Source organism: Curtobacterium sp. WHRI 8282, assembly GCF_040223925.2.
Classification (GTDB): Bacteria; Actinomycetota; Actinomycetes; order Actinomycetales; family Microbacteriaceae; genus Curtobacterium; species Curtobacterium flaccumfaciens.
Genome location: NZ_JBEHCD020000003.1, coordinates 320,994 through 339,021, shown reverse-complemented (window position 1 = coordinate 339,021; position 18,028 = coordinate 320,994). Strand labels below are relative to the sequence as shown.

The window sequence follows — 18,028 nt, the reverse complement described above, 5'->3', positions numbered from 1 at the left end:
AGCAGTATGACGGCTCGTACGTGGTCGAGCCGAGGGATCTCGTGGAGAACCGGCAGCGTCTAAGGGGCGTCTGCGTTGAGTTCAACGTAGAGTTCAGCGCGGATGATCAGGCCACGAACCTCCTAGCGCGCGCTGTGTCAGACTCGCGAGGCTTCGCCGCTGCTTTGCGGGACCCCACCGAGGGCGTTGAATTCCGCATCGACGACATCCTCGCGGGGGGCCCCTTCCAACTTGCGCGTCCGCTGCGGTCGTTCCAACTCAATGACCTCAAACGCCTCGCCGAACTTGAGCATGGAGCGAACTTTTCGGTTCCGGGCGCCGGTAAGACTGCAACTACTCTCGCTCTTCACGCCCTTGCGAGAGCGCGTGGCATAGCGGATCGTCTAATAGTGATCGCCCCACTCTCTGCATTCGGGTCGTGGGAGGAGGACTCGATTGCCGTTCTTGATCCCCCTCCGACCGTAGCTCGGTACAGCGGAGGCAGACTCCCCGCCGCGGACATAGTTCTGATCAACTACCAACGGTTGGCTAGCTCTCAGCCCGTCCTCGCGTCAGCAATGATGACGAGTAAAACGCATCTCGTCTTCGATGAGGCCCACCGAGTGAAGCGAGGGACCGCTGGCGAATGGGGTAGAGCGGCTATGGCGCTTGCTCCCTTAGCTTCTAGAAGAGACATCCTCTCTGGAACGCCCGCGCCCAATCATCCTTCCGATTTGGTGTCCCTCATGGATGTATTGTGGCCATCTCGCCGAGTTTCGGCTCGCATACCTTCCGATGCCCTCATCCGAGATCCGACTCATTCCGCCATGGCGAGAGTCAGTGAGGTGGTTTCTCCCTTCTTCGTGCGAACTACGAAGACGATGCTAGATTTACCGCCTATCGACTTTGAACCCGTTTCCGTCGAACTCCCGCCAGTACAGCGTCAGATCTACGATGCAATGCGGAGCCAATATTCTGGCCTGTTTGACCTTCGGAGGTTCGACCGAAACCGGCTGGCGCAGATGGGCGAAGTCGCGATTCACCTGCTTCAAGCTGCGTCGAGCCCGAAGTTGTTGCGGGGAATCACTGATCCGGCTCGCTCCTATCGGTATCCACCGCTGGGTATCGACCCACGATCTCACCTCGGTGAGTTGATCAACAACTACCCGGACTTCGAAATGCCAGGCAAGATTCGAGTAGCTTGCCAGATAGTCGCTCGCAACAGCGCCGTTGACGAGAAGACTTTAGTCTGGTCGAATTTCCCCGAGAACCTCCTCGATCTGGAGATGCAGTTGGCCGCGTTGGAGCCTGCAGTTATCTGGGGCGGCGTTCCCACCGCTGAGAATGCCAGACCTGGGGAGCGTACAAGGGAGTCTGAGCTTGCCCGCTTCAGGAATGACGACAATTGCCGTGTGTTGCTCGCAAATCCAGCAGCTTTAGCCGAGGGTGTAAGTCTCCATCACTGGTGTCATAATGCCGTATATGTCGATCGCACCTTCAATGCAGGGCAATACCTTCAATCGATCGACCGCATCCATCGTCTCGGTTTGAAGAAAAAGCAGAACACAACGATTTCTATTGTTACTGCCGCAGAGACCGTTGACGATGCGGTTTCGATTCGATTGGCAGCCAAGACGGAGTGGCTCGGGCTGATGCTTGCCGACCCTCTACTTACCGCCCTCGCTCTGCCCGATGAGGACGACACGACAGTATTCGAGGAAGATCTCGCTGACCTCGAAGAAGTATTTCACCACCTCGCAGGCCGTTGATGCCCGAGGAGAAGGTGCTGGCGCCGCGTCAGATAGATGCGATGTATTGGTACGCCCAGCTGCTGGGGGACCGAGGCGTCGACGTGCTGGGATTGCACTCAAGACTGCGAACAATCAGCTCGACAGCGGGTTTCCGGTATCCTGAGCTGCTGGCCGCAGAAGAGTACCTACTCGATGGCAACCTCCTCGTCGAGGAGTCCGGGACTGTCCGCAGAGGCGTCGTCCTGCGACGCCTTCTAGAGCTGGATGTTGCCAAGGCGAAGCAGCGGCTCGCCGACATCCTCGCAAGCGTGCAAGTTGTAAGTCCCTCGCCATTGCCAGATCTAGAGCGCAGAGCTCGTGTCGGATTGGAGGGCGAGCTGCTCGTGATTGGCCATCTGCAAGATCGCCTCGCTTCCGTTGGCGCGCAGGAACTCATTCCGCTCATTAGCCATGACAGTAAGATAAGCGATGGCTTCGGTTGGGATGTGAGCTTTACGGCGCTCGACGGTTTTCCCAGGCAGATCGAGGTGAAAGCTACCGAACGTAGTGGTTTGGGAGAGGCCGACTTCAGGTTCCATCTGACCAGGCACGAGTACGAAGTAGGTTCACGAAATACTAGATCATGGGCGATCTGTTGCGTTTGGGTTGATTCGCAATCGATTGCAGGTTGGACTCGCGCGGATTTGTTGGAGCCATTCCTCCCGCAGGGGGGTAGCGGTTATTGGACGCAAGCCCGCGTCGACTATCCAGTCGCTCTGCTTTGGCCAGGTGTTCCGCATTTTGAACCTTGAACGTTCGGTTCATCGTGCCCCTAGTAGCCTGTGTCGACGCCCCTATGGTATTCGGGGGCCTCGTTCTTCGATTGGAGAGCCACAGGGTTCATTGGGGCAAAGTTAGTTACAAAACGTCAGTCACCGGCAGGTTGAGGAGCGCCTTTGGTTCGATCTTCAGTAGGCCGTTTGCCTGTCGACGCGCGTGGTGAGCTATTACCGCTTGCCCTTCTTCACTGTTGAGCCAGGCGTATATTTTCCGGAGCGTCTCGGTGTCGTTTCCCTCTTTGGCCGTTAGGCCGTAAAGGTTATTCGTTAGAGTGGCCCCCGAAGAATTATAGATAAATCGGAATCGAGTCCGTGACATTGGGCTCATTATGAGGTCCGGAATCTTGATTTCTGCACTCAAGTCGTACCAGTTCTTTCGTTTTGCGCACAGCGTGCGTTTGTCGACGCCTAACTTTTCACCTTCCGTCACTAGTTCGCTGAGCTCTGAATGTCCAGGAATACTATCCGGGCGAATGACATGAAGGTACCTTTGGACCGGTGTGTCGCGGCCCTTCTCATCCACCCGGATTTTAGTGATTATTGGTATTGCGCCGAAGCTAGGGCTCTCATTTGAGCTTGCGATGAAGAAGGCATTCGCGCCCGTCGCGACTCCGCGGGAAATCGCGTAATAGTCTCCCAATCGCTTCCCTGAGGGAGGCGACAGTTCGAGCTCACCAGATCGCTTCGATCCGAGATTCTTCCATTCTTGGTCGTTGCCAGGTCGCTCGTCTGTGATATTCTCCCTTTCATACCACCATCCGGCATAGAATGTCCCGATTTCACGCTCTGGGCTCACCGCGATGACCACCGCGTCAACCTCGGCGTCGTCGAACATTGATGACTCGACGAATCTAACTGCAATGTCGCGGTTAGTCAGTTTGGTTAAATAGTTGCGAAGTCCGGCTGTGTTGTCGGTTTCTGTCCAGTTCGCAGGTACTACAAAACACAATCCATCCTGCGGTCGTAGCCGCAGGAGTGTGAGCGCCGTCATGTGCGAGGCGAGGTTGGATCGGCGTTTCGTGAGGCCGTTTGTATGTTCCACAAGGCGAGCCCGAGTCTCAGGCTTCAGCAATGACGCTCGGGTGTAAGGGGGGTTTCCGAGGTATAATACGCGATCTAATTTCTTGAAGCTGGCGTTTGTCGTCCAGCTGATGTAGTCGTCCAAAGCCGTGTCAACACGCGCTGCTGCTGCTGGATCGGCTTCTAGGGCAGTGAGAAGAAGCCCAAGCGTGATCGGATTGATGTCAACGGCGGTGACCGCTGCTGTCTTCCAACGATCAAGGCTAGCGTGAGTGAATACTCCGACTCCGGCTCCTACATCGACGACGTTAGTCGGGGGATCAGCCATTCCGTCCCAGAGGTCGAGCATCATCTCCGCCTCTGGCTGTGGGGTGAAGAATGTCCCCAAAGGGCGGCGGCTCGGTCCACTCATGGCGGCAGAGTAAAGGAAAGCGAATTCAGTTACCGATTGTTGGACAGTTCGGTTTCTTAGTGGTTTCGCGAGTTCTTCGGGAAGAAGCGTTGCTTCCTCTAGCCAGTTCCGGATGTCCGGCTCACTGAAGAATGTTTTCCAGGACGTCGCGTGCGTGAGGGTTTTCATTAGACTGCCGCAGGCGCTGAGCCGTGTCCGTTCTTGAAGGGTTGCACCTGGGACCCAATCGGCGGGTACTGGTGATTGCGGATGCGCAATCGACCACGCGATGAAGTCTTCTACAGCCTGCACGGCAACCTTCCCATTCCTGCTGGGCGATGAAGCGCCAGCCCTCCAACGTACCAACTCGCTGCGTGACATTCGTTACTTCGGCATCGGCGGGTCCGCTTCTCGACCGGCGTCAGCGTCCGCTCGGCAGGTTGCATCTGGCCGCCGGGGACCTGGCCGCATCGTCCGGGAGGTTCGGGTGGTGAGTTTGAGGTCGGCGCGGGCCTCGTGGACGGCGTTGGTCGTGCGAAGCGGTATATATGTTCGAGTCCAGTCCGCACCGCGAATTACTTGAGTTGACCGACTCCAGACGAGGTGCACACCATGAGTCGTTCATGACCCAGAGAGGACGAACGGCGGTTCTGGCATGCAGTAGGGCCCGGCCGGCCGTTCTAGTCGGATGTTCTGTCATCGGGCGACGGGCTGCGGCAGCTTGTCGACGGTGGCACGGGACCTCGAGGCGATGTTCTGGCCGTGGTTTCGGTACCACGGCCAGCCGGGGCTGCCGATTTCTCCTCCAGATCAGCTCGAACCGAGTCGGACACCCCGAACAACAGCGTCGCCACGAACCCCACGACGTACGCCACGATGAGCCCCGACCCGTACCCGAGCAACGCCCACCCGTACCCGGACGAGCCGTTCAGCAGCGGAAGCAGGGACAGGTCCGAGGCCCCGATGGCGATCGCCCCGACGGAGTGCCCGAGCTGGTCGAACAGCCCGACGACACCGCCACCGAACGCCCCACCGATGCATGCGGTGATGAACGGCCGCCCGAGGGGGAGCGTCACACCGTAGATCAGGGGCTCGCCGACACCGAGGAACCCAGCAGGCAGCGCACCCCGAATGGTCCGCACCAGCGAAGCGTTCGACCGGAACCGCACCCACAGCGCGATGCACGCACCGATCTGCCCGGCACCGCCCATCGCCAGCACGGGCAGCAACACGGTCCACCCGGTCTGGTCGATCAGCGTGGTGTGGATCGGGATGAGCCCCTGGTGCATGCCGGTCATGACGAGCGGCAGGAAGAGCCCTCCGAGCACGAAGCCGGCGAAGGCCCCACCGTTCGCGAGCAGCCAGGTGGCAGCGGTCCCGATCGCCACCGAGACGACACCGGCGACGGACATGAGCACGCCGAGGGTGATCGACCCGGCGACGAGCACGGTCACGGTCGGCACGACGATGAGCGCGATGACGTCCGGCGTGACCCGGCGCATGAAGCGCTCGACGTACGCGGCGAGGATGCCGCCGGCCAGAGCACCGAGCACACCGCCCTGTCCGGGAGCCAGGGTCTCGCCGAACACCGTGACGTTCGCGACACCCGCCGCGACGATGATGCCGCCGACCGCACCACCGAGGATGGGCGTTCCGCCGAACTCCTTCGCGGCGTTCATCCCGACGAAGACGGCGAGCAGCGAGAGGAAGCCGGACGAGAGCACACCGAGGAACGGCGTCACCCCGGGCACCCACCCCAGGTTCGTCAGGATGCCGTTGATCCCGGCGATCAGCCCGCAAGCGATCAGTGCGGGGATGAGGGGGATGAAGATCGCGGAGATCTTCCGGACCGCGCGCATCGTGTGGCCGTCGGAACGGGACCGCGCGGCCGCCTTGATGGACGCACCGCGAGCAGCGAGCTCCTCGGGCGACGCACCAGACTCGCCAGCCGCAGCCGCCAGGGCGGCCGCGCGCAGGGCCTCCAGGCCGTCGGCCACGCGGTCGACGAGACCCGGGCCGAGCACGATCTGCAGGTTCGAGCCGGCCGCGATGGCGGCCATGACGCCGTCGGTGGCCTTGAGGTCCTCGAGCGCGACGGAGGAGTCGGACACGACCTCGACCCGCAGGCGGGTCATGCAGTTCTCGACGTCGGCGATGTTCGCGGAACCGCCGACGGCGTCGAGGATCTGCTGGGCGAGTTGCTGTGCATCGGGCATGGCGTGCTCCTCGGGGGAAAGGAAACGGAAAAGGGGGAACGGGGTCTACAGCACGGCGCGCAACGAGCCAGCAGCAGCTTCGAGGCGCGCACGCACGCCGGCAGCCGAGGCGCCGGTCAGGATCACGGCGATGGCGGTCTTCACCTCGCCGTCCGAGGCGTCGAGCGCCGCCTGGACCTCGGCGGGGGGAGCGCCGGTGGCGTCCTGCACGAGCGAGAACGCCCGGGCGACGAGCTTCGCGTTCGTCGCGCGCACGTCGACCATGCGGTTGCCGTACGTCTTGTGGCTGCGCACCATCGCGAGCGTGGTGAGCATGTTGAGCACGAGCTTCTGCGCGGTGCCCGCCTTCAGGCGGGTCGACCCGGCGATGAACTCGGGGCCGACGACGACGTCGATGGCGATGTCCGCCTCCCGCCCCGCGGCCGAGTCGGGATTGCACGCGACGGAGACCGACAGGGCGGAGCGGCGCCGTGCCTCCAGGATGGCCGCGATCACGTAGGGCGTCCTGCCGGACGCGCTGATCCCGACGACCACGTCGTCGGCCGTCAGGCCGAGCGCGTCGAGGTCGCGGACGGCTGCTGCTTCGTCGTCCTCGGCGCCCTCCACCGCGGTGGTCAGGGCGGGGTCGCCGCCGGCGATCAGGCCGACCACCTGGCTCGGGTCGGTGCCGAAGGTGGGCGGGCACTCGCTGGCGTCGAGGACGCCGAGCCGGCCCGGCGTGCCGGCGCCGACGTAGACGAGCCGGCCGCCGCGCGCGAACGCTGCGGCGATCGAGTCTGCCGCCAGGGCGATGGCCGGGAGGCACGGCTCCAGTGCCGCAGGCACGCTGCGGTCTCCGGCGTTCATGCGCTGGGCAGCTTCCAGCGTGGAGATCGTGTCGATGTCGTCCAGCGAGTGGTCGGTCGCCTCGGTGGTGAGGGCGGCGAGTTCGTCGCGGAGGGCGTCGTGGGTTTCGTGCGTCTGGTTCATGGTGGTGCTCAGTTCCGGTGGTGGGTGCGGACGGCGTCGCGGCTGCGGGCGAGGAGCGGCTGGGAGCGCTCGTCGGTGCGCTGCGCGACGACGATGAACAGGGTGTCGACGATGGCGAGCTGGCTCATCCGGCTGCCCATGGCTGCGGGGCGCAGGGCACTCTCGGCACCGGCGACACCGAGCAGGACGTGGTCGGCGGTGGTGGCGAGCGGGGCGGAGGCGTGGCCGGTGATCGCGACGATCGTGGCGTGTTGGGCTCGGGCGGCGTGGGCGACCTCGAGGGTCTCGACGGTGGAGCCCGAGTGGCTGACGAGCACCAGGACGTCGTGCTCGCCGATGACGCTCGCCAGGGTCAGGGCGTTGTGCGGGTCGTCGGCGATCGAGCTCACGATGCCGATGCGTTCGAGCTTGAGGTGCAGGTCGCGGGCGACGATGCCGCTCGCTCCCACGCCGTACAGGACGACGCGTCGGGCGTCGCTCACGGCGGCTGCAGCTGCCTCGAGTGCGTGCGGGTCGAGTGCGGCGCGGGTGTCGGCCATCACCGCGCGGACGTCCTCGGTGACCTTCGCGATGACGGTGGTGACGTCGTCGTCGACCGCGACACCGGCGTGGATCTCGGTGGACTCACGCTCGTGGATCCCGCGTTCGACAGCGCGGGTCATGCTGCGCTGCAGGGCGGCGAAGTTCGCGAAGCCCAGGTGCTGGGCGAACCGGGAGACGGTGGCGGGGGAGACCCCGGCTCGGCCGGCGAGGTCGGTGGCGTTCGTGGAGGCCGCGGCTGCCGGGTCGTCGAGGACGGCGTCGGCGATGGCGCGCATGCTCGACGGCATGCTCGCCGACTGGGTGCGGACGAGGGCGAAGGCGTCGGCGCGCTCGGACCGCTCGGTGATCGTCATCTCGCCATGAAAGCGTCTTTCGTGAGCGAGCGCCAGTGCTGAAAGTAAATTGCGTGTTACGTGGCGGCGCTGGCGGTGCGACTCGGTTTCGTACAACCAAAGTGCGCCCGCGCCGCGGACGTGCGTGGAGCAGTTGCGCTTTGGTTGTGCGCGCGGCGGCGGGCCTCCAGGCTGGACGCCGTCAGGCGACGCCGCGTCGCGGACGGAAGACCCCCGCGCGCACCAGCCACACGTAGAGCAGGCAGCCGATGCAGACGTCGAAGACGGCGTTGAGGAACGCGGCGACCAGGGCGACCGCGGCACCGATGGGGGCGGCGTACGGCACGCCGAGCAGTGCGAGGAGCAGCGCGACCGCGGTCACGAACAGGCCGACCTGCTGGGCGAAGGTCGGGGGTTCCGGGGCCTCGAGTTCGGCGGGCGGGGCAAGGCGTGGGCGGACGACCCGTCGGAAGAGTGCGCCGTAGGGGTGGCGGCGGATGCCGGCTATGCCTCCGACGGCGAACAGCACGACGATGACCGCGAGCAGCACGAGGCCGGCGACCCACGTCTCGGGGATCAGCGTGAGGACGATCGTCGCGGCGAGGAGCACCGTGGTGATGGCGGCGCCGAAGCGGGGGGAGCGCGGGTCGACGCCGCGTTCGGTGTCGGTGGTGGTGGTCATCGGGACTCCTGGGTGCCGGTGGTGTTTGAGGTGTCCGTGCTGCCTGCGGTCAGGACGGCGTCAAGGGCTGCGGCGAGCTCGGGTGGGCGGGGTGGGCCTCCGAAGCGGGTGTGGACCGCGCGGTCGGCGTCGAGCAGCAGGACCGTCGGCGTCTGCATCACGTCGAAGCGGCGAGCGAGTTCGGGGTGCTCGGCGAGGTCGATCTCGATGCGTCGAACGCCCTCGTGTTGGTCTGCGACGGAGGCGAGCTGACGCCGGGTGGCCGGGCACCGCGCACAGGTCGGCGTGGAGAACTGGACGAACGTGGCGGCGGTGCCGTAATCGGTGTCGAGCGCGAGGCCGTCTGCGTCCTGCCTCGTCGACGCGGCGCTGCCCGCCGACCGGGCTCGACCGGTCCGGTGGCGGAGCAGGAGACCGAGGACCGTCGCGAGCGCGAGGACCCCCACGAGCACGGCCACTGCGGTTCCGAAGGTCACACGGCGACGGTACGCGCAGCCGACGAACTGCTGTCGAACGTGACCGGATGTGACGCCGAGCTGCGCGCGTCGTGCCGGGCTCGGCGGGGACTCAGTCCTCGGGGAGCGTGCGGACCCACTGCTCGAACGCGGCGGCGTCGTCGTCGCGGAAGACGGCGGAAGGCCGCGACTCGTCCTTCGCCGAGTGCAGGAACAGCGTGCCGTCGGCCATCCCCGGCGTCGCGTCGTCGAGGATGGACGACTTCGCCGCGACGCCCTTCCTGGTGAGGAAGGTCAGCTGCTCGCCGTTCGCCGATTCTGCGATCGCCGCATCACCGTCGAAGAACGAGGCGAGCTCCATCGCCAGGAACGCGGTGGCCCCGTCCTGCGTGGTGAGGGCGACTGCCAGCTTCGTCCGACTCTTGCCGAAGGGGCGCTCGACGGCCGTGGCCGTGACTCCCGATCCGGTCCACGGTCGCACGTCGGTCAGGGGGAGCCTGGCGGCGACCCGCGCCGCGGATCGTTTCGGCGGGAGGGCGGCCTGGAACAGCAACGTCCCGATCACGACCGCGAGGAACCAGGCGTACGGCGAGAACGTCTTCGTCGCGATGAGGACGAGGAAGCCACCGAGGAACCCCGCCCCGACCAGGTTCGGCCACCACCTCGACTCCTGACGCAGGCCGAGCGGCCACACCACGGCGCCGTACACGAGTCCGACGACCGTGGGGACCCAGAAGGCCGAGGGGCGGATGACGCCGGCGTGGAAGTGCAGCCAGACGTCCGCGACCGCCATGACGACCGCCATGACGACGAAGAAGACGCGCTGTGCGCGACGGTCCCGCTCGCGAGTGCTCAATGTGGTCATGTCGTTCCCCCGTGGTGCTCGTTCCCCGTGCTGCTCAGTCAAGCAGAACGCGGGGTCGTGGTCCCTCCGCTCGGGCCGTACCCTCGGTCGGGTGACTGACGACGTGACCGCGGGCCGCTACCGGCACTTCAAGGGCAACGACTACGAGGTGCTGCTCGTCGCTCGTGACGTGGAAACCGAGGAGCCCGTGGTCGTGTACCAGGCGCTGTACGGCGAGCGGGGGCACTGGGTTCGCACGCTCGCCGACTTCACGGCACACGTGACACGTGACGGGTACGACGGGCCGCGGTTCGTGCGTGTCGAGACCGTACAGGTCTGAGCGCCCCAAAGACGTTCCTGCAGTTCAGTTGACTGGGTCGAGGCCGTGCTTTCGCATGTATTCGAGCGCTCGCTCGATCGCCAAGATTTTCCGCTGCAGCTCTTTGAGTGACGGTGCCGAAGGGTCCGAGAACTCATCGAGACGTTCGTGTTCTCGACGGACTTGACGCTCCGTCTCTGCGAGCGCTCGCCAGACCGCGGGATCTTGCTCGAGTCCGGCTTTTTGTCGGAGGACCACCGCGGTGAGCTGTCGGGTGACGATGGATTCGAGCGCCTCAGCGGAGGTGTCAGGGCTGGCGAGTCCGGCGGCGAGGCTGCTGCTGCCGACCGCGATGCCTCCGCCACCAGCTGCGATGAGGCTTCCAGCGGTGACGAGGCCGCCGATCATGCCGCCGGGGCCGAACGCGGCGAGGGCGCTCGTGACAGCGGCCGCTCCGACGACACCGGGCGCAGCCGCGAGTGCCAGCCCGCCAGTTGCGACCACCAGCGCTGCCGCACCGACGCCGATTGCGCCGAGCTTCCACCAGGCAGCACCACGGCCAGGGTTGAGCACGTTCTGAGCGGTTGTGGTGGCCTCGAGCACGAGATCTCCGAACGGACTCCCCAGACCTGACTCCGCAGCGAGGTCGCGCATCGCCTGTTGGCGGACCTTCTTCGAAACATCAATCTCGAACGGCCGCAGGACGTTTCCCGAAGCGAGCACGATGAGCGGGACGACCGCCGCGCTCCGGTCACGCAACGTGACGACGGGAGGCTCCGGAACGGCAGCGTGCACGTCGGCCAGGTCGAACGTGAGCTCAGTGATGCGCGCGGGGGCGGGGCGACCTTCGGCTGCGCGACGGGTCAACATGCCCTGCGCGACCGTGGATTGCACATGACGAAGGGCACCTTCGAAACGCTCGCGGTCGTCGCCGTCGAGCCCGTTCCGGAGATGCGTGGCGTACCGCAATGCGAGCAGGCCGAGCAGTTCAGTCTCATCGACCGGGGTGTCCACTCCGCGGGCAGCCGGCACGAGCTCCTGCGAGTGGGAACCGAAGAGTCCGAAGCCGATGGCAGTCGCGACGGCGGGGTCGCTCAGGTACGCGACCGCATCGTGGACGTGCACATTCGCTGCCGTCACGACTTGGTGGTCGAGGAGCCACGGGAACACCGATGACAGACCGCGGTGTGACGCCACCGGGTCCAGGCGGTTCCAGAAGTTCACCCACCACCCCAGGTTCGTCGGCGGCTCGTCCATCGCATTGGTGAGGTCGTCGATCGAAAAACGTCGGCTCGCCAAGGGGCTGCCGATCGTCACCATCCCGACGACCTCGATCGCCGGCGGAAGCCGTCTGACGATGTCTGCTGCCACCACTGATCCCAAGCTGTGCCCGAGAATCAGCAGCCGTCCTGTCTCGGGGAGCGCTTTGAGTACTCGGACGAGAACGCTTGCGCGGATGTCGTCATGCTCCAGGTAGTTCCTGGCCTGTTTGAACTGCGGCAGCTCGGTCGCAGCACCGATGACCGCCTCCGCCTGGTCGTAGCCCGTTCCGAGATCGTTCTGACCGACGCGGAACTCCATCGCCGCAGTTCGGCCTTCGAATTCCCGCCGGTTCCTCCGCGCATCCTCGCGCCGGAGTGGCTTGCTCGTGATCGGCGGGACACGATCGGCGTCGTCAGTGCCGTTCAGGAGGTGCGCGTACCGCGGCGCAACGAAGGCGTCCGCTCCGATCGCTGGGTAGCCGAGGCGCACCAGTGCGCCCGAGAGGGCCACGCGCCAAGCGCCGTCAGGGTCTCCCTTCCCGACACCGTGGAGGAAGAGCAGGGTCGGGCGTTCTGGCATCTGTGTCCTCCGCGGTCGTGGCTAACCGCGGTCAGCCTACGGAGTCAGGAGCGTCCGTCGGTGCGACAGCGTCCCGTCGGAAGACGTACACGCCGACGACTCGCCCGCTCGAGAACACCTGATCGAGCTGGTTCTGCGTGTTGCTGAGTGAAGAGATCGACACCTCATGGACGTACCCGGTGTGCTGCAGGCGCCAACCGATCGCCTCGATATCGCTGAGCGTTCGGCCGTCGTCACTCTCGACGGGCAAGGAGAGCTCGAACAAGGCCTTCCCTGCGGCGAGTGCGAGTTCTGCGCGTCCGATCGGGGATTCGTCGTGACGTCGCTGTGCGGCTCGCTCCGCGTTCGTAGCCTTCTTCGCGACAGCCTGCGCTCGGGCTCGCTCCTTCTCCTCTGCGGTCTTGAACAACCCCACCGTTCAACCCTTCGGTCCGTCGCGACGCCACCTGTCGTCAGCGGGACAGTAGCAGCAGCCCGCTCGTCGTTCGTGACGTCGATCGCCGACCGTGTCGGCGGCCGCCCCTAGGCTCGCAGGGCACCACACGAGACGGGGGAGCAGGATGCAGATCACGAGTGACGGCGGCGTCGTCCTCAGCCCCAGCGACCTGTCGACGTGGTCGGCCTGCGAGTGGGCGTTCCTCCGCCGCCTCGACGCCAAGCTCGGTCGCGGGGACGCCCTGCCCGAAGTGCACGACGACATGCTCGAACGCACGGCTCGGCTCGGGGACCAGCACGAGCTCGACTACCTCGACATCCTCAAGCAGACCCGCAACGTCGTCGAGTTCGACCGCCCCGCCCCGCCGGACTACGCACGCGCCGCAGCCGAAGCACGACAGGCCTTCGCCGACGGTGCCGACGTCCTGTACCAGCCGACGTTCCACGCAGCACCGACGGCCGACGAGCCCGGGTTCATCGGCTTCGCGGACTTCATCATCCGCAACGACCGCGGCGAGTACGAGGTCTACGACACCAAGCTCGCCCGCCACGCCAAGATCAGCGCCCTGCTGCAGCTCGCCGCGTATACCGAGCAGATGCAGGCGCACGGCATCCCCACCGGTGAGCAGGTGCATCTGGTGCTCGGCGACCGGACGACGACCACGCACGACCTCGCCGACATCGCGCCGGTGTACCGCACGCAGCGCGCCGAACTCCAGCGGGTCATCGCCGAGCGCATCGCGGCAGACGAACCGCTGCGGTGGGGCGACCCGCGCTACTCGAGCTGTGGACGCTGCGACGTCTGCTCGACCCAGGTCGCCGAGCACCGCGACCTCGTCCTCGTCGCGGGCATGCGCCTCGACCAACGGGCGAAGCTGATCAAGCACGAGGTGCGGACGATCGACGACCTGGCGGTCCGCACCCGGGCAGTGCCGGGCTTGTCCCGCGCGACGCAGGATCGGCTGGTGCGTCAGGCGAGCCTCCAGATCGAGTCGGAAGACGCCCGACGGAAGGGCGCCGACGGGCCGGACCAGCCCGTCAAGCCGCGCTTCGAGGTACTCGACGCCCGCGCGCTCGACGCGATCCCGGCACCGGACCCGGGCGACGTCTTCTTCGACTTCGAGGGCGACCCGCTGCACACCGAGGACGGCGTGCACTGGGGCCTCGACTACCTGTTCGGCCTGGTCGACGACCGCGCCGAGTTCACCGCGTTCTGGGCGCACACCATCCGCGACGAACGAGTTGCGCTGGAGCAGTTCCTCGCGTTCATCGAAGCCCGGCGGCAGCAGTACCCGGGCATGCACATCTACCACTACGCGGCCTACGAGCGGACGCACCTGCTGTCACTCGCTGCCCGGCACGGCGTGGGCGAGGACGCCGTCGACGACCTGCTCCGCGCCGGGGTCCTGGTCGACCTGTACCCGATCGTCCGCAAGGCCCTGGTCGTCGGCAGCCACAGCTACTCCATCAAGAAGCTCGAACCGCTGTACATGGGGTCGGACCTGCGCGAGAGCGACGTCACGAACGCCGCGGACAGCATCACCGCCTACGTCGACGCGATCGACGAGCTCCGGAACGGCGACGCCGCCGAGGGACAGCGGATGCTCGACCAGGTCGCCGACTACAACGCCTACGACTGCCGCTCGACCCTGCGCCTGCGCGACTGGGCCCGCTCGCTGCGCACCGCCGACCCCGATGCGGCCGACCCGGCGCTCGAGCTCGAGGTCCCTCCGATCCCCGTCGAGCGCGAGCCCAATCCGGTGTCCGTCGCGCTGGCCGCGCAGCTCGAGGACGTCGACGCCCTCGACCGCACCCCTGACCAGACCGCGTTGGCGCTCGCTGCGGCCGCGATCGACTACCACCGCCGCGAGGCCAAGACCTTCTGGCAGGACCACTTCGACCGCCTGCGGAACCCGGTCGACGACTGGGCCGACACGCGTGACGTCCTGGTCGTGGAGCGAGCTTCCGTCGAGCGCGACTGGGACACGCTGCCGCGTGCCCGGTCGCAGTCCCGGGAACTCCGGTTGTCAGGGACGCTCGCGCCCGGTTCGCGGCTCCGGCCTGGAGGCACGCCCCACCTGGTGTACGACGACCCGCTTCCGCCATCGGTCGCCTCCCCGGGCCCCGGGTCGAAGGGCGCTTCGTCACGCGCCGTGATCGTGGACGTCCAGGACGACGGCGATGCCGTCGAGGTCCTCGTGAAAGAGGGACTGCCCGTCGGCGGCGAGCCGCACCACGAGTTCCCCGTGGCGCTTGCCCCGTCGGCGCCGCCCCGCGCGAAGCCGCAGCCCGAGGCGATCGCGTGGTGGGGTCAGGCCGTGCTCGACGAGCTGCCCGAGATGCTGCCCGACCCCGCGCTCGACCTGCTGCGACGGGTGCCCCCTCGTGGTCCGATCGTGCCGGTGCAGGGCGACGACACGGTGTCGGCCGTCGTCTCGACCCTGCTCGACCTCGACCGGTCGTACCTGGCGATCCAGGGCCCTCCCGGCACGGGCAAGACCTACGTCGGCTCGAACGTCGTCGCCAGACTCGTCCGCGAGTACGGCTGGCGCGTCGGGGTCGTCGGACAGTCGCACGCGACGTCGGAGAACTTCCTGACCTCGGTCGTGAACGCCGGCGTCCCCGCGGACCGGGTCGTGAAGGTGCCGAAGTCCGGTGCAACCGAGGACGAGCTCGACGCCGCAGCCTGGACCCCCGTGAAGAACGGTGCCGCGGTCGCCGCGTTCCTGTCCTCGTGCGAGGCCTCGGGTACCGGCGGTGTCGTCGGTGGCACGGCGTGGACCTTCGCGAACGAGTCGACGATCGAGCGTCGTTCGCTCGACCTGCTCGTGGTCGACGAGGCCGGACAGTTCTCCCTCGCACCGACCATCGCGTCGTCGGTCGCCGCGACCCGGCTCCTGCTGCTCGGGGACCCCCAGCAGCTGCCCCAGGTGTCGCAGGGCTCGCACCCCGAGCCCGTTGACGAGTCCGCGCTCGGCTGGCTCGCTGACGGACAACACGTCCTACCGCCTGAGTTCGGGTACTTCCTCGCCCGCACCCGCCGCATGGAGCCCGCGCTGACCGAATCCGTCTCGGCCCTGTCCTACGACGGGCAGCTCGCCTCGATGGTCTCCGGCCGGCACCTCGACGGCATCGCCGCGGGTGTGCACCCCGTGCCGGTCGTGCACGCGGGCAACACGACGTCCTCTGCTGAAGAGGCCGCCCGGGTCGTCGCACTCGTCGGTGACGTCGTCGGCCGCACTTGGACGGACGGCTCCGACACCCGTGCCCTGACCGACGAGGACGTCATCGTGGTGGCGCCGTACAACGCACAGGGAGCACTGATCCGGCAGGAGCTCGACCGCGCGGGCTTCACCGGCACCCAGGTCGGCACGGTCGACCTGTTCCAGGGCCGAGAGGCCGTCGTGTCGATCGTGTCCCTGGCAGCGTCGAGTGCGGCGGACATCCCACGCGGCCTCGACTTCCTGCTCATGCCGAACCGGTTGAACGTGGCGATCTCGCGGGCGAAGTGGGCGGCGTACCTCGTGCACTCACCGGCGCTGACCACCGGACTGCCCCCGTCGATCGCGGGCCTGTCTCTGTTGTCCCGCTTCATCGAGCTCGTCGACCCGTAGCGGAGTGACATGTAGGATTTCCGGATGAGTTACCAGATGCCACCGAACCCGTACCAGCCGATTGCGGGTCCGTACCCGCGTCGATCGGGCAACGGGTTCGCCGTCGCAGCCCTCGTGCTCGGCATCTGGGGCTTCCTCGTCACGTGGATCCCCTTCTTCATCGGACTGTTTCTCGGATTCGTCCCCGATGTGCTCGCGATCGTGTTCGGGATCTGCGGAGTGATCCGGGCGAACCGTGGTGCCCGTGGCATGGGGATGGCCGTGACCGGATTGATCCTCGGGAGCCTGGCGTTCCTCAGCATCTTCGTCGGCGCCGGGACTGCCTGGTGACTCACCCCGACTCGACGGTGCCGATGGTCGAGCTGTAGGTCGCCACCGCACCGAACTGGGCACCGATGATCGTGATGGACCACGCGGTGCCGTCCGGGGCGACGGAGTACAGGACGCGTGCGCCGTCAGGAACGGCAGCGAGCCCGGTGCCGTCGGGCAGCAGGATCCGTTCCGGCGCTGTCATCCCCACGGACAGGGTCGACGGGTACGGACCGGCGCCGAACCTCTGCTCCATGACGAAGGCGAGCGTGCCGGCGCTGTGTACGACGGCCGACCGCTCGGTCTCGACAGTCGCCGGAGCCGGAGCCGGAGCCGGAGCCGGCGGCGCGGCAGGTTCCGGCGTCGCTGCCGGAACAGCAGACTCCACCGGAACAGCGACCGCCGAGCGGAACGGGACCGCCACCGTCCCGACGACAGTGCTCCGGCCATCGAGGGGGAGCGAGAGTGCTGGCAGGTGGACACCGGTACCCGCCAGAGCAGACCCGATGACCGCGTACGCCATGAGCGCCGTCCCGACGCTGCCGAGGATCGCACCTCCGCGACCGAACGCCCGCGCAGTGGCCGAGCCCCATCGTGCGGTCTTGACCGCCTGCACGCCGAAGACGATCGCCGAGATGCCGATCGTCGAGACGATGAAGCCCGTCTGGATCCCGGACTGTTGCGGCTCGACGAGTGCGATGACCACGCTGCCGAGGCCGAGCAGCATCGCGAGGGTCGCGAACGCCCAAGGCCTCGTGCGCCTGCGTGGCTTCGCGTTCAGCAGCGGTGATGGTGCGTGGAGTGTCGGCAGCCGCCGAGCACCACTTCGCGAGGGTCCTGACGAGTACTCCGGAGGGGACCAATCTCGTGGTCCTGGCCCGCCCAACGGCATCGTCGTTCCCCCGTCCGCTCCGTACGACGCACCCATCTTGATGGGCGACGCCGACGTGAGCGATCCCCAGAACTCGGTTGACCGGCTGGCCACGACCGAACACTGCGGGCCGGTACGATCACGAGCTTTCGGGGACGCCGCCCTGCATCTGCGCCCGCATCTCGGCGAGGACGTCACTGTGCAGGAAGTTCGCCTCGGCCGCACTCGTGGGGTCGACCACGATGCCGAACTCCTCGGGCAGGGCCGACACGAGCTCGGACATCGGCACCGGACGCCCCTCGGCGTCGGGCAGGCCGGCGGCGAGTTCGTCCGGGTCAGTGAAGACGGGCACGAACGGCTTGTCGCGGATCATGACGTGGGCGACGCTGCCGGCCTCCGGGGTACCCGCCGCCTTCCAGGGGACCCACGCCGCGCTGCGCAGGAAGCCTGCGGGCGAGGCCGCCATCCTCCGTCGGAGTTCGGCAGCAGCGGTCGGCGGGGCCTTGTCGACGCCTCGGCCGAAGGCTGATCCGTTCGTCTCATCGGTACTCACGCCAACCATGCTGTCACGGTCGGCGGACACGGCGGGGCCGAGCCGCGCCTCCAGGCCGATGCCCGGCGCACGCGGACGTGGGCCG

The 18,028-nt window shown here is 66.6% G+C and carries 17 protein-coding genes; 5 read left to right on the top strand and 12 right to left on the bottom strand.

What is annotated here, in order from left to right; genetic code table 11:
* Positions 1–137: 137 nt before the first annotated feature.
* Positions 138–293, bottom strand: coding sequence for a hypothetical protein (locus tag ABRP24_RS12515; RefSeq protein ID WP_349848548.1), 156 nt, complete (start codon positions 291–293; stop codon positions 138–140).
* Between ABRP24_RS12515 and ABRP24_RS12510 the strand changes: the two genes are divergently transcribed.
* Together ABRP24_RS12510 and ABRP24_RS12505 are read left to right on the top strand one after the other, a co-directional pair.
* Positions 243–1,748: a DEAD/DEAH box helicase gene (locus tag ABRP24_RS12510; RefSeq protein ID WP_349848546.1), complete on the top strand. Its 1,506-nt coding sequence runs from the start codon at positions 243–245 to the stop codon at positions 1,746–1,748. The two genes, ABRP24_RS12515 and ABRP24_RS12510, sit on opposite strands and share 51 nt — an antisense overlap.
* Positions 1,748–2,521: a protein NO VEIN domain-containing protein gene (locus ABRP24_RS12505; RefSeq protein ID WP_349848508.1), complete on the top strand. Its 774-nt coding sequence runs from the start codon at positions 1,748–1,750 to the stop codon at positions 2,519–2,521. The genes ABRP24_RS12510 and ABRP24_RS12505 overlap by 1 nt, the downstream gene beginning before the upstream one ends.
* 106 nt (positions 2,522–2,627) lie before the next feature.
* On the opposite strand, the gene ABRP24_RS12500 is transcribed toward ABRP24_RS12505, so the two are convergent.
* The 7 genes from ABRP24_RS12500 to ABRP24_RS12470 all read right to left on the bottom strand — a co-directional run bounded on the left by ABRP24_RS12500 (position 2,628) and on the right by ABRP24_RS12470 (position 10,021).
* Positions 2,628–4,271 (bottom strand): Eco57I restriction-modification methylase domain-containing protein, encoded by a 1,644-nt coding sequence (locus tag ABRP24_RS12500; RefSeq protein ID WP_349848506.1) that lies wholly within the window; start codon positions 4,269–4,271, stop codon positions 2,628–2,630.
* A gap of 368 nt (positions 4,272–4,639) precedes the next feature.
* A complete protein-coding gene (locus ABRP24_RS12495; protein WP_349848504.1) occupies positions 4,640–6,175 on the bottom strand; it encodes a PTS transporter subunit EIIC in 1,536 nt (511 codons plus the stop codon).
* 45 nt (positions 6,176–6,220) lie between these two features.
* The gene (gene murQ, locus ABRP24_RS12490; RefSeq protein WP_349848502.1) at positions 6,221–7,144 is read right to left on the bottom strand and encodes an N-acetylmuramic acid 6-phosphate etherase; all 924 of its coding nucleotides are present in this window, start codon (positions 7,142–7,144) and stop codon (positions 6,221–6,223) included.
* A gap of 8 nt (positions 7,145–7,152) precedes the next feature.
* Positions 7,153–8,040, bottom strand: coding sequence for a MurR/RpiR family transcriptional regulator (locus tag ABRP24_RS12485; RefSeq protein WP_349848500.1), 888 nt, complete (start codon positions 8,038–8,040; stop codon positions 7,153–7,155).
* A 181-nt stretch (positions 8,041–8,221) separates the two neighbouring features.
* On the bottom strand, positions 8,222–8,701 hold the full coding sequence (locus tag ABRP24_RS12480; protein ID WP_349848498.1) for a DUF4395 domain-containing protein: 480 nt from the start codon (positions 8,699–8,701) through the stop codon (positions 8,222–8,224).
* A complete protein-coding gene (locus tag ABRP24_RS12475) occupies positions 8,698–9,177 on the bottom strand; it encodes a thioredoxin family protein (RefSeq protein ID WP_349848496.1) in 480 nt (159 codons plus the stop codon). Before ABRP24_RS12475 ends, ABRP24_RS12480 begins: the two co-directional genes overlap by 4 nt.
* A 91-nt stretch (positions 9,178–9,268) precedes the next feature.
* Positions 9,269–10,021, bottom strand: a complete 753-nt coding sequence (locus ABRP24_RS12470) for a hypothetical protein (RefSeq protein ID WP_349848494.1) — start codon at positions 10,019–10,021, stop codon at positions 9,269–9,271.
* A 91-nt stretch (positions 10,022–10,112) separates the two neighbouring features.
* On the opposite strand from ABRP24_RS12470, the gene ABRP24_RS12465 reads away from it, so the two are divergent.
* A complete protein-coding gene (locus ABRP24_RS12465; RefSeq protein WP_258373722.1) occupies positions 10,113–10,340 on the top strand; it encodes a DUF1653 domain-containing protein in 228 nt (75 codons plus the stop codon).
* 24 nt (positions 10,341–10,364) lie between these two features.
* On the opposite strand, the gene ABRP24_RS12460 is transcribed toward ABRP24_RS12465, so the two are convergent.
* Both ABRP24_RS12460 and ABRP24_RS12455 read right to left on the bottom strand, forming a co-directional pair.
* Entirely contained in the window at positions 10,365–12,092 is a 1,728-nt protein-coding gene (locus tag ABRP24_RS12460) for a hypothetical protein (protein ID WP_301630114.1), read from the bottom strand.
* Positions 12,093–12,192: 100 nt separating this feature from the next.
* The gene (locus ABRP24_RS12455) at positions 12,193–12,576 is read right to left on the bottom strand and encodes a hypothetical protein (protein WP_111058127.1); all 384 of its coding nucleotides are present in this window, start codon (positions 12,574–12,576) and stop codon (positions 12,193–12,195) included.
* A gap of 145 nt (positions 12,577–12,721) precedes the next feature.
* Between ABRP24_RS12455 and ABRP24_RS12450 the strand changes: the two genes are divergently transcribed.
* Together ABRP24_RS12450 and ABRP24_RS12445 are read left to right on the top strand one after the other, a co-directional pair.
* Positions 12,722–16,210 (top strand): TM0106 family RecB-like putative nuclease, encoded by a 3,489-nt coding sequence (locus tag ABRP24_RS12450; RefSeq protein WP_349848490.1) that lies wholly within the window; start codon positions 12,722–12,724, stop codon positions 16,208–16,210.
* Positions 16,211–16,234: 24 nt separating this feature from the next.
* On the top strand, positions 16,235–16,540 hold the full coding sequence (locus ABRP24_RS12445; RefSeq protein ID WP_349848488.1) for a DUF4190 domain-containing protein: 306 nt from the start codon (positions 16,235–16,237) through the stop codon (positions 16,538–16,540).
* Position 16,541: 1 nt separating this feature from the next.
* On the opposite strand, the gene ABRP24_RS12440 is transcribed toward ABRP24_RS12445, so the two are convergent.
* The gene (locus ABRP24_RS12440; protein WP_349848486.1) at positions 16,542–17,246 is read right to left on the bottom strand and encodes a hypothetical protein; all 705 of its coding nucleotides are present in this window, start codon (positions 17,244–17,246) and stop codon (positions 16,542–16,544) included.
* A 283-nt stretch (positions 17,247–17,529) separates the two neighbouring features.
* Positions 17,530–17,943 (bottom strand): SseB family protein, encoded by a 414-nt coding sequence (locus tag ABRP24_RS12435; protein WP_349848484.1) that lies wholly within the window; start codon positions 17,941–17,943, stop codon positions 17,530–17,532.
* Between the last annotated feature and the right edge of the window lie 85 nt (positions 17,944–18,028).

Coding starts and splice junctions, on each gene's coding strand:
- ABRP24_RS12505 (WP_349848508.1), top strand. CDS start 1,748: ATGCCCGAGGAGAAGGTGCTGGCGCCGCGTCAGATAGATGCGATGTAT.
- ABRP24_RS12450 (WP_349848490.1), top strand. CDS start 12,722: ATGCAGATCACGAGTGACGGCGGCGTCGTCCTCAGCCCCAGCGACCTG.
- ABRP24_RS12485 (WP_349848500.1), bottom strand. CDS start 8,040: ATGACGATCACCGAGCGGTCCGAGCGCGCCGACGCCTTCGCCCTCGTC.
- ABRP24_RS12495 (WP_349848504.1), bottom strand. CDS start 6,175: ATGCCCGATGCACAGCAACTCGCCCAGCAGATCCTCGACGCCGTCGGC.
- ABRP24_RS12515 (WP_349848548.1), bottom strand. CDS start 293: ATGCTCAAGTTCGGCGAGGCGTTTGAGGTCATTGAGTTGGAACGACCG.
- ABRP24_RS12440 (WP_349848486.1), bottom strand. CDS start 17,246: ATGCTGCTCGGCCTCGGCAGCGTGGTCATCGCACTCGTCGAGCCGCAA.
- ABRP24_RS12445 (WP_349848488.1), top strand. CDS start 16,235: ATGAGTTACCAGATGCCACCGAACCCGTACCAGCCGATTGCGGGTCCG.
- murQ (WP_349848502.1), bottom strand. CDS start 7,144: ATGAACCAGACGCACGAAACCCACGACGCCCTCCGCGACGAACTCGCC.
- ABRP24_RS12480 (WP_349848498.1), bottom strand. CDS start 8,701: ATGACCACCACCACCGACACCGAACGCGGCGTCGACCCGCGCTCCCCC.
- ABRP24_RS12470 (WP_349848494.1), bottom strand. CDS start 10,021: ATGACCACATTGAGCACTCGCGAGCGGGACCGTCGCGCACAGCGCGTC.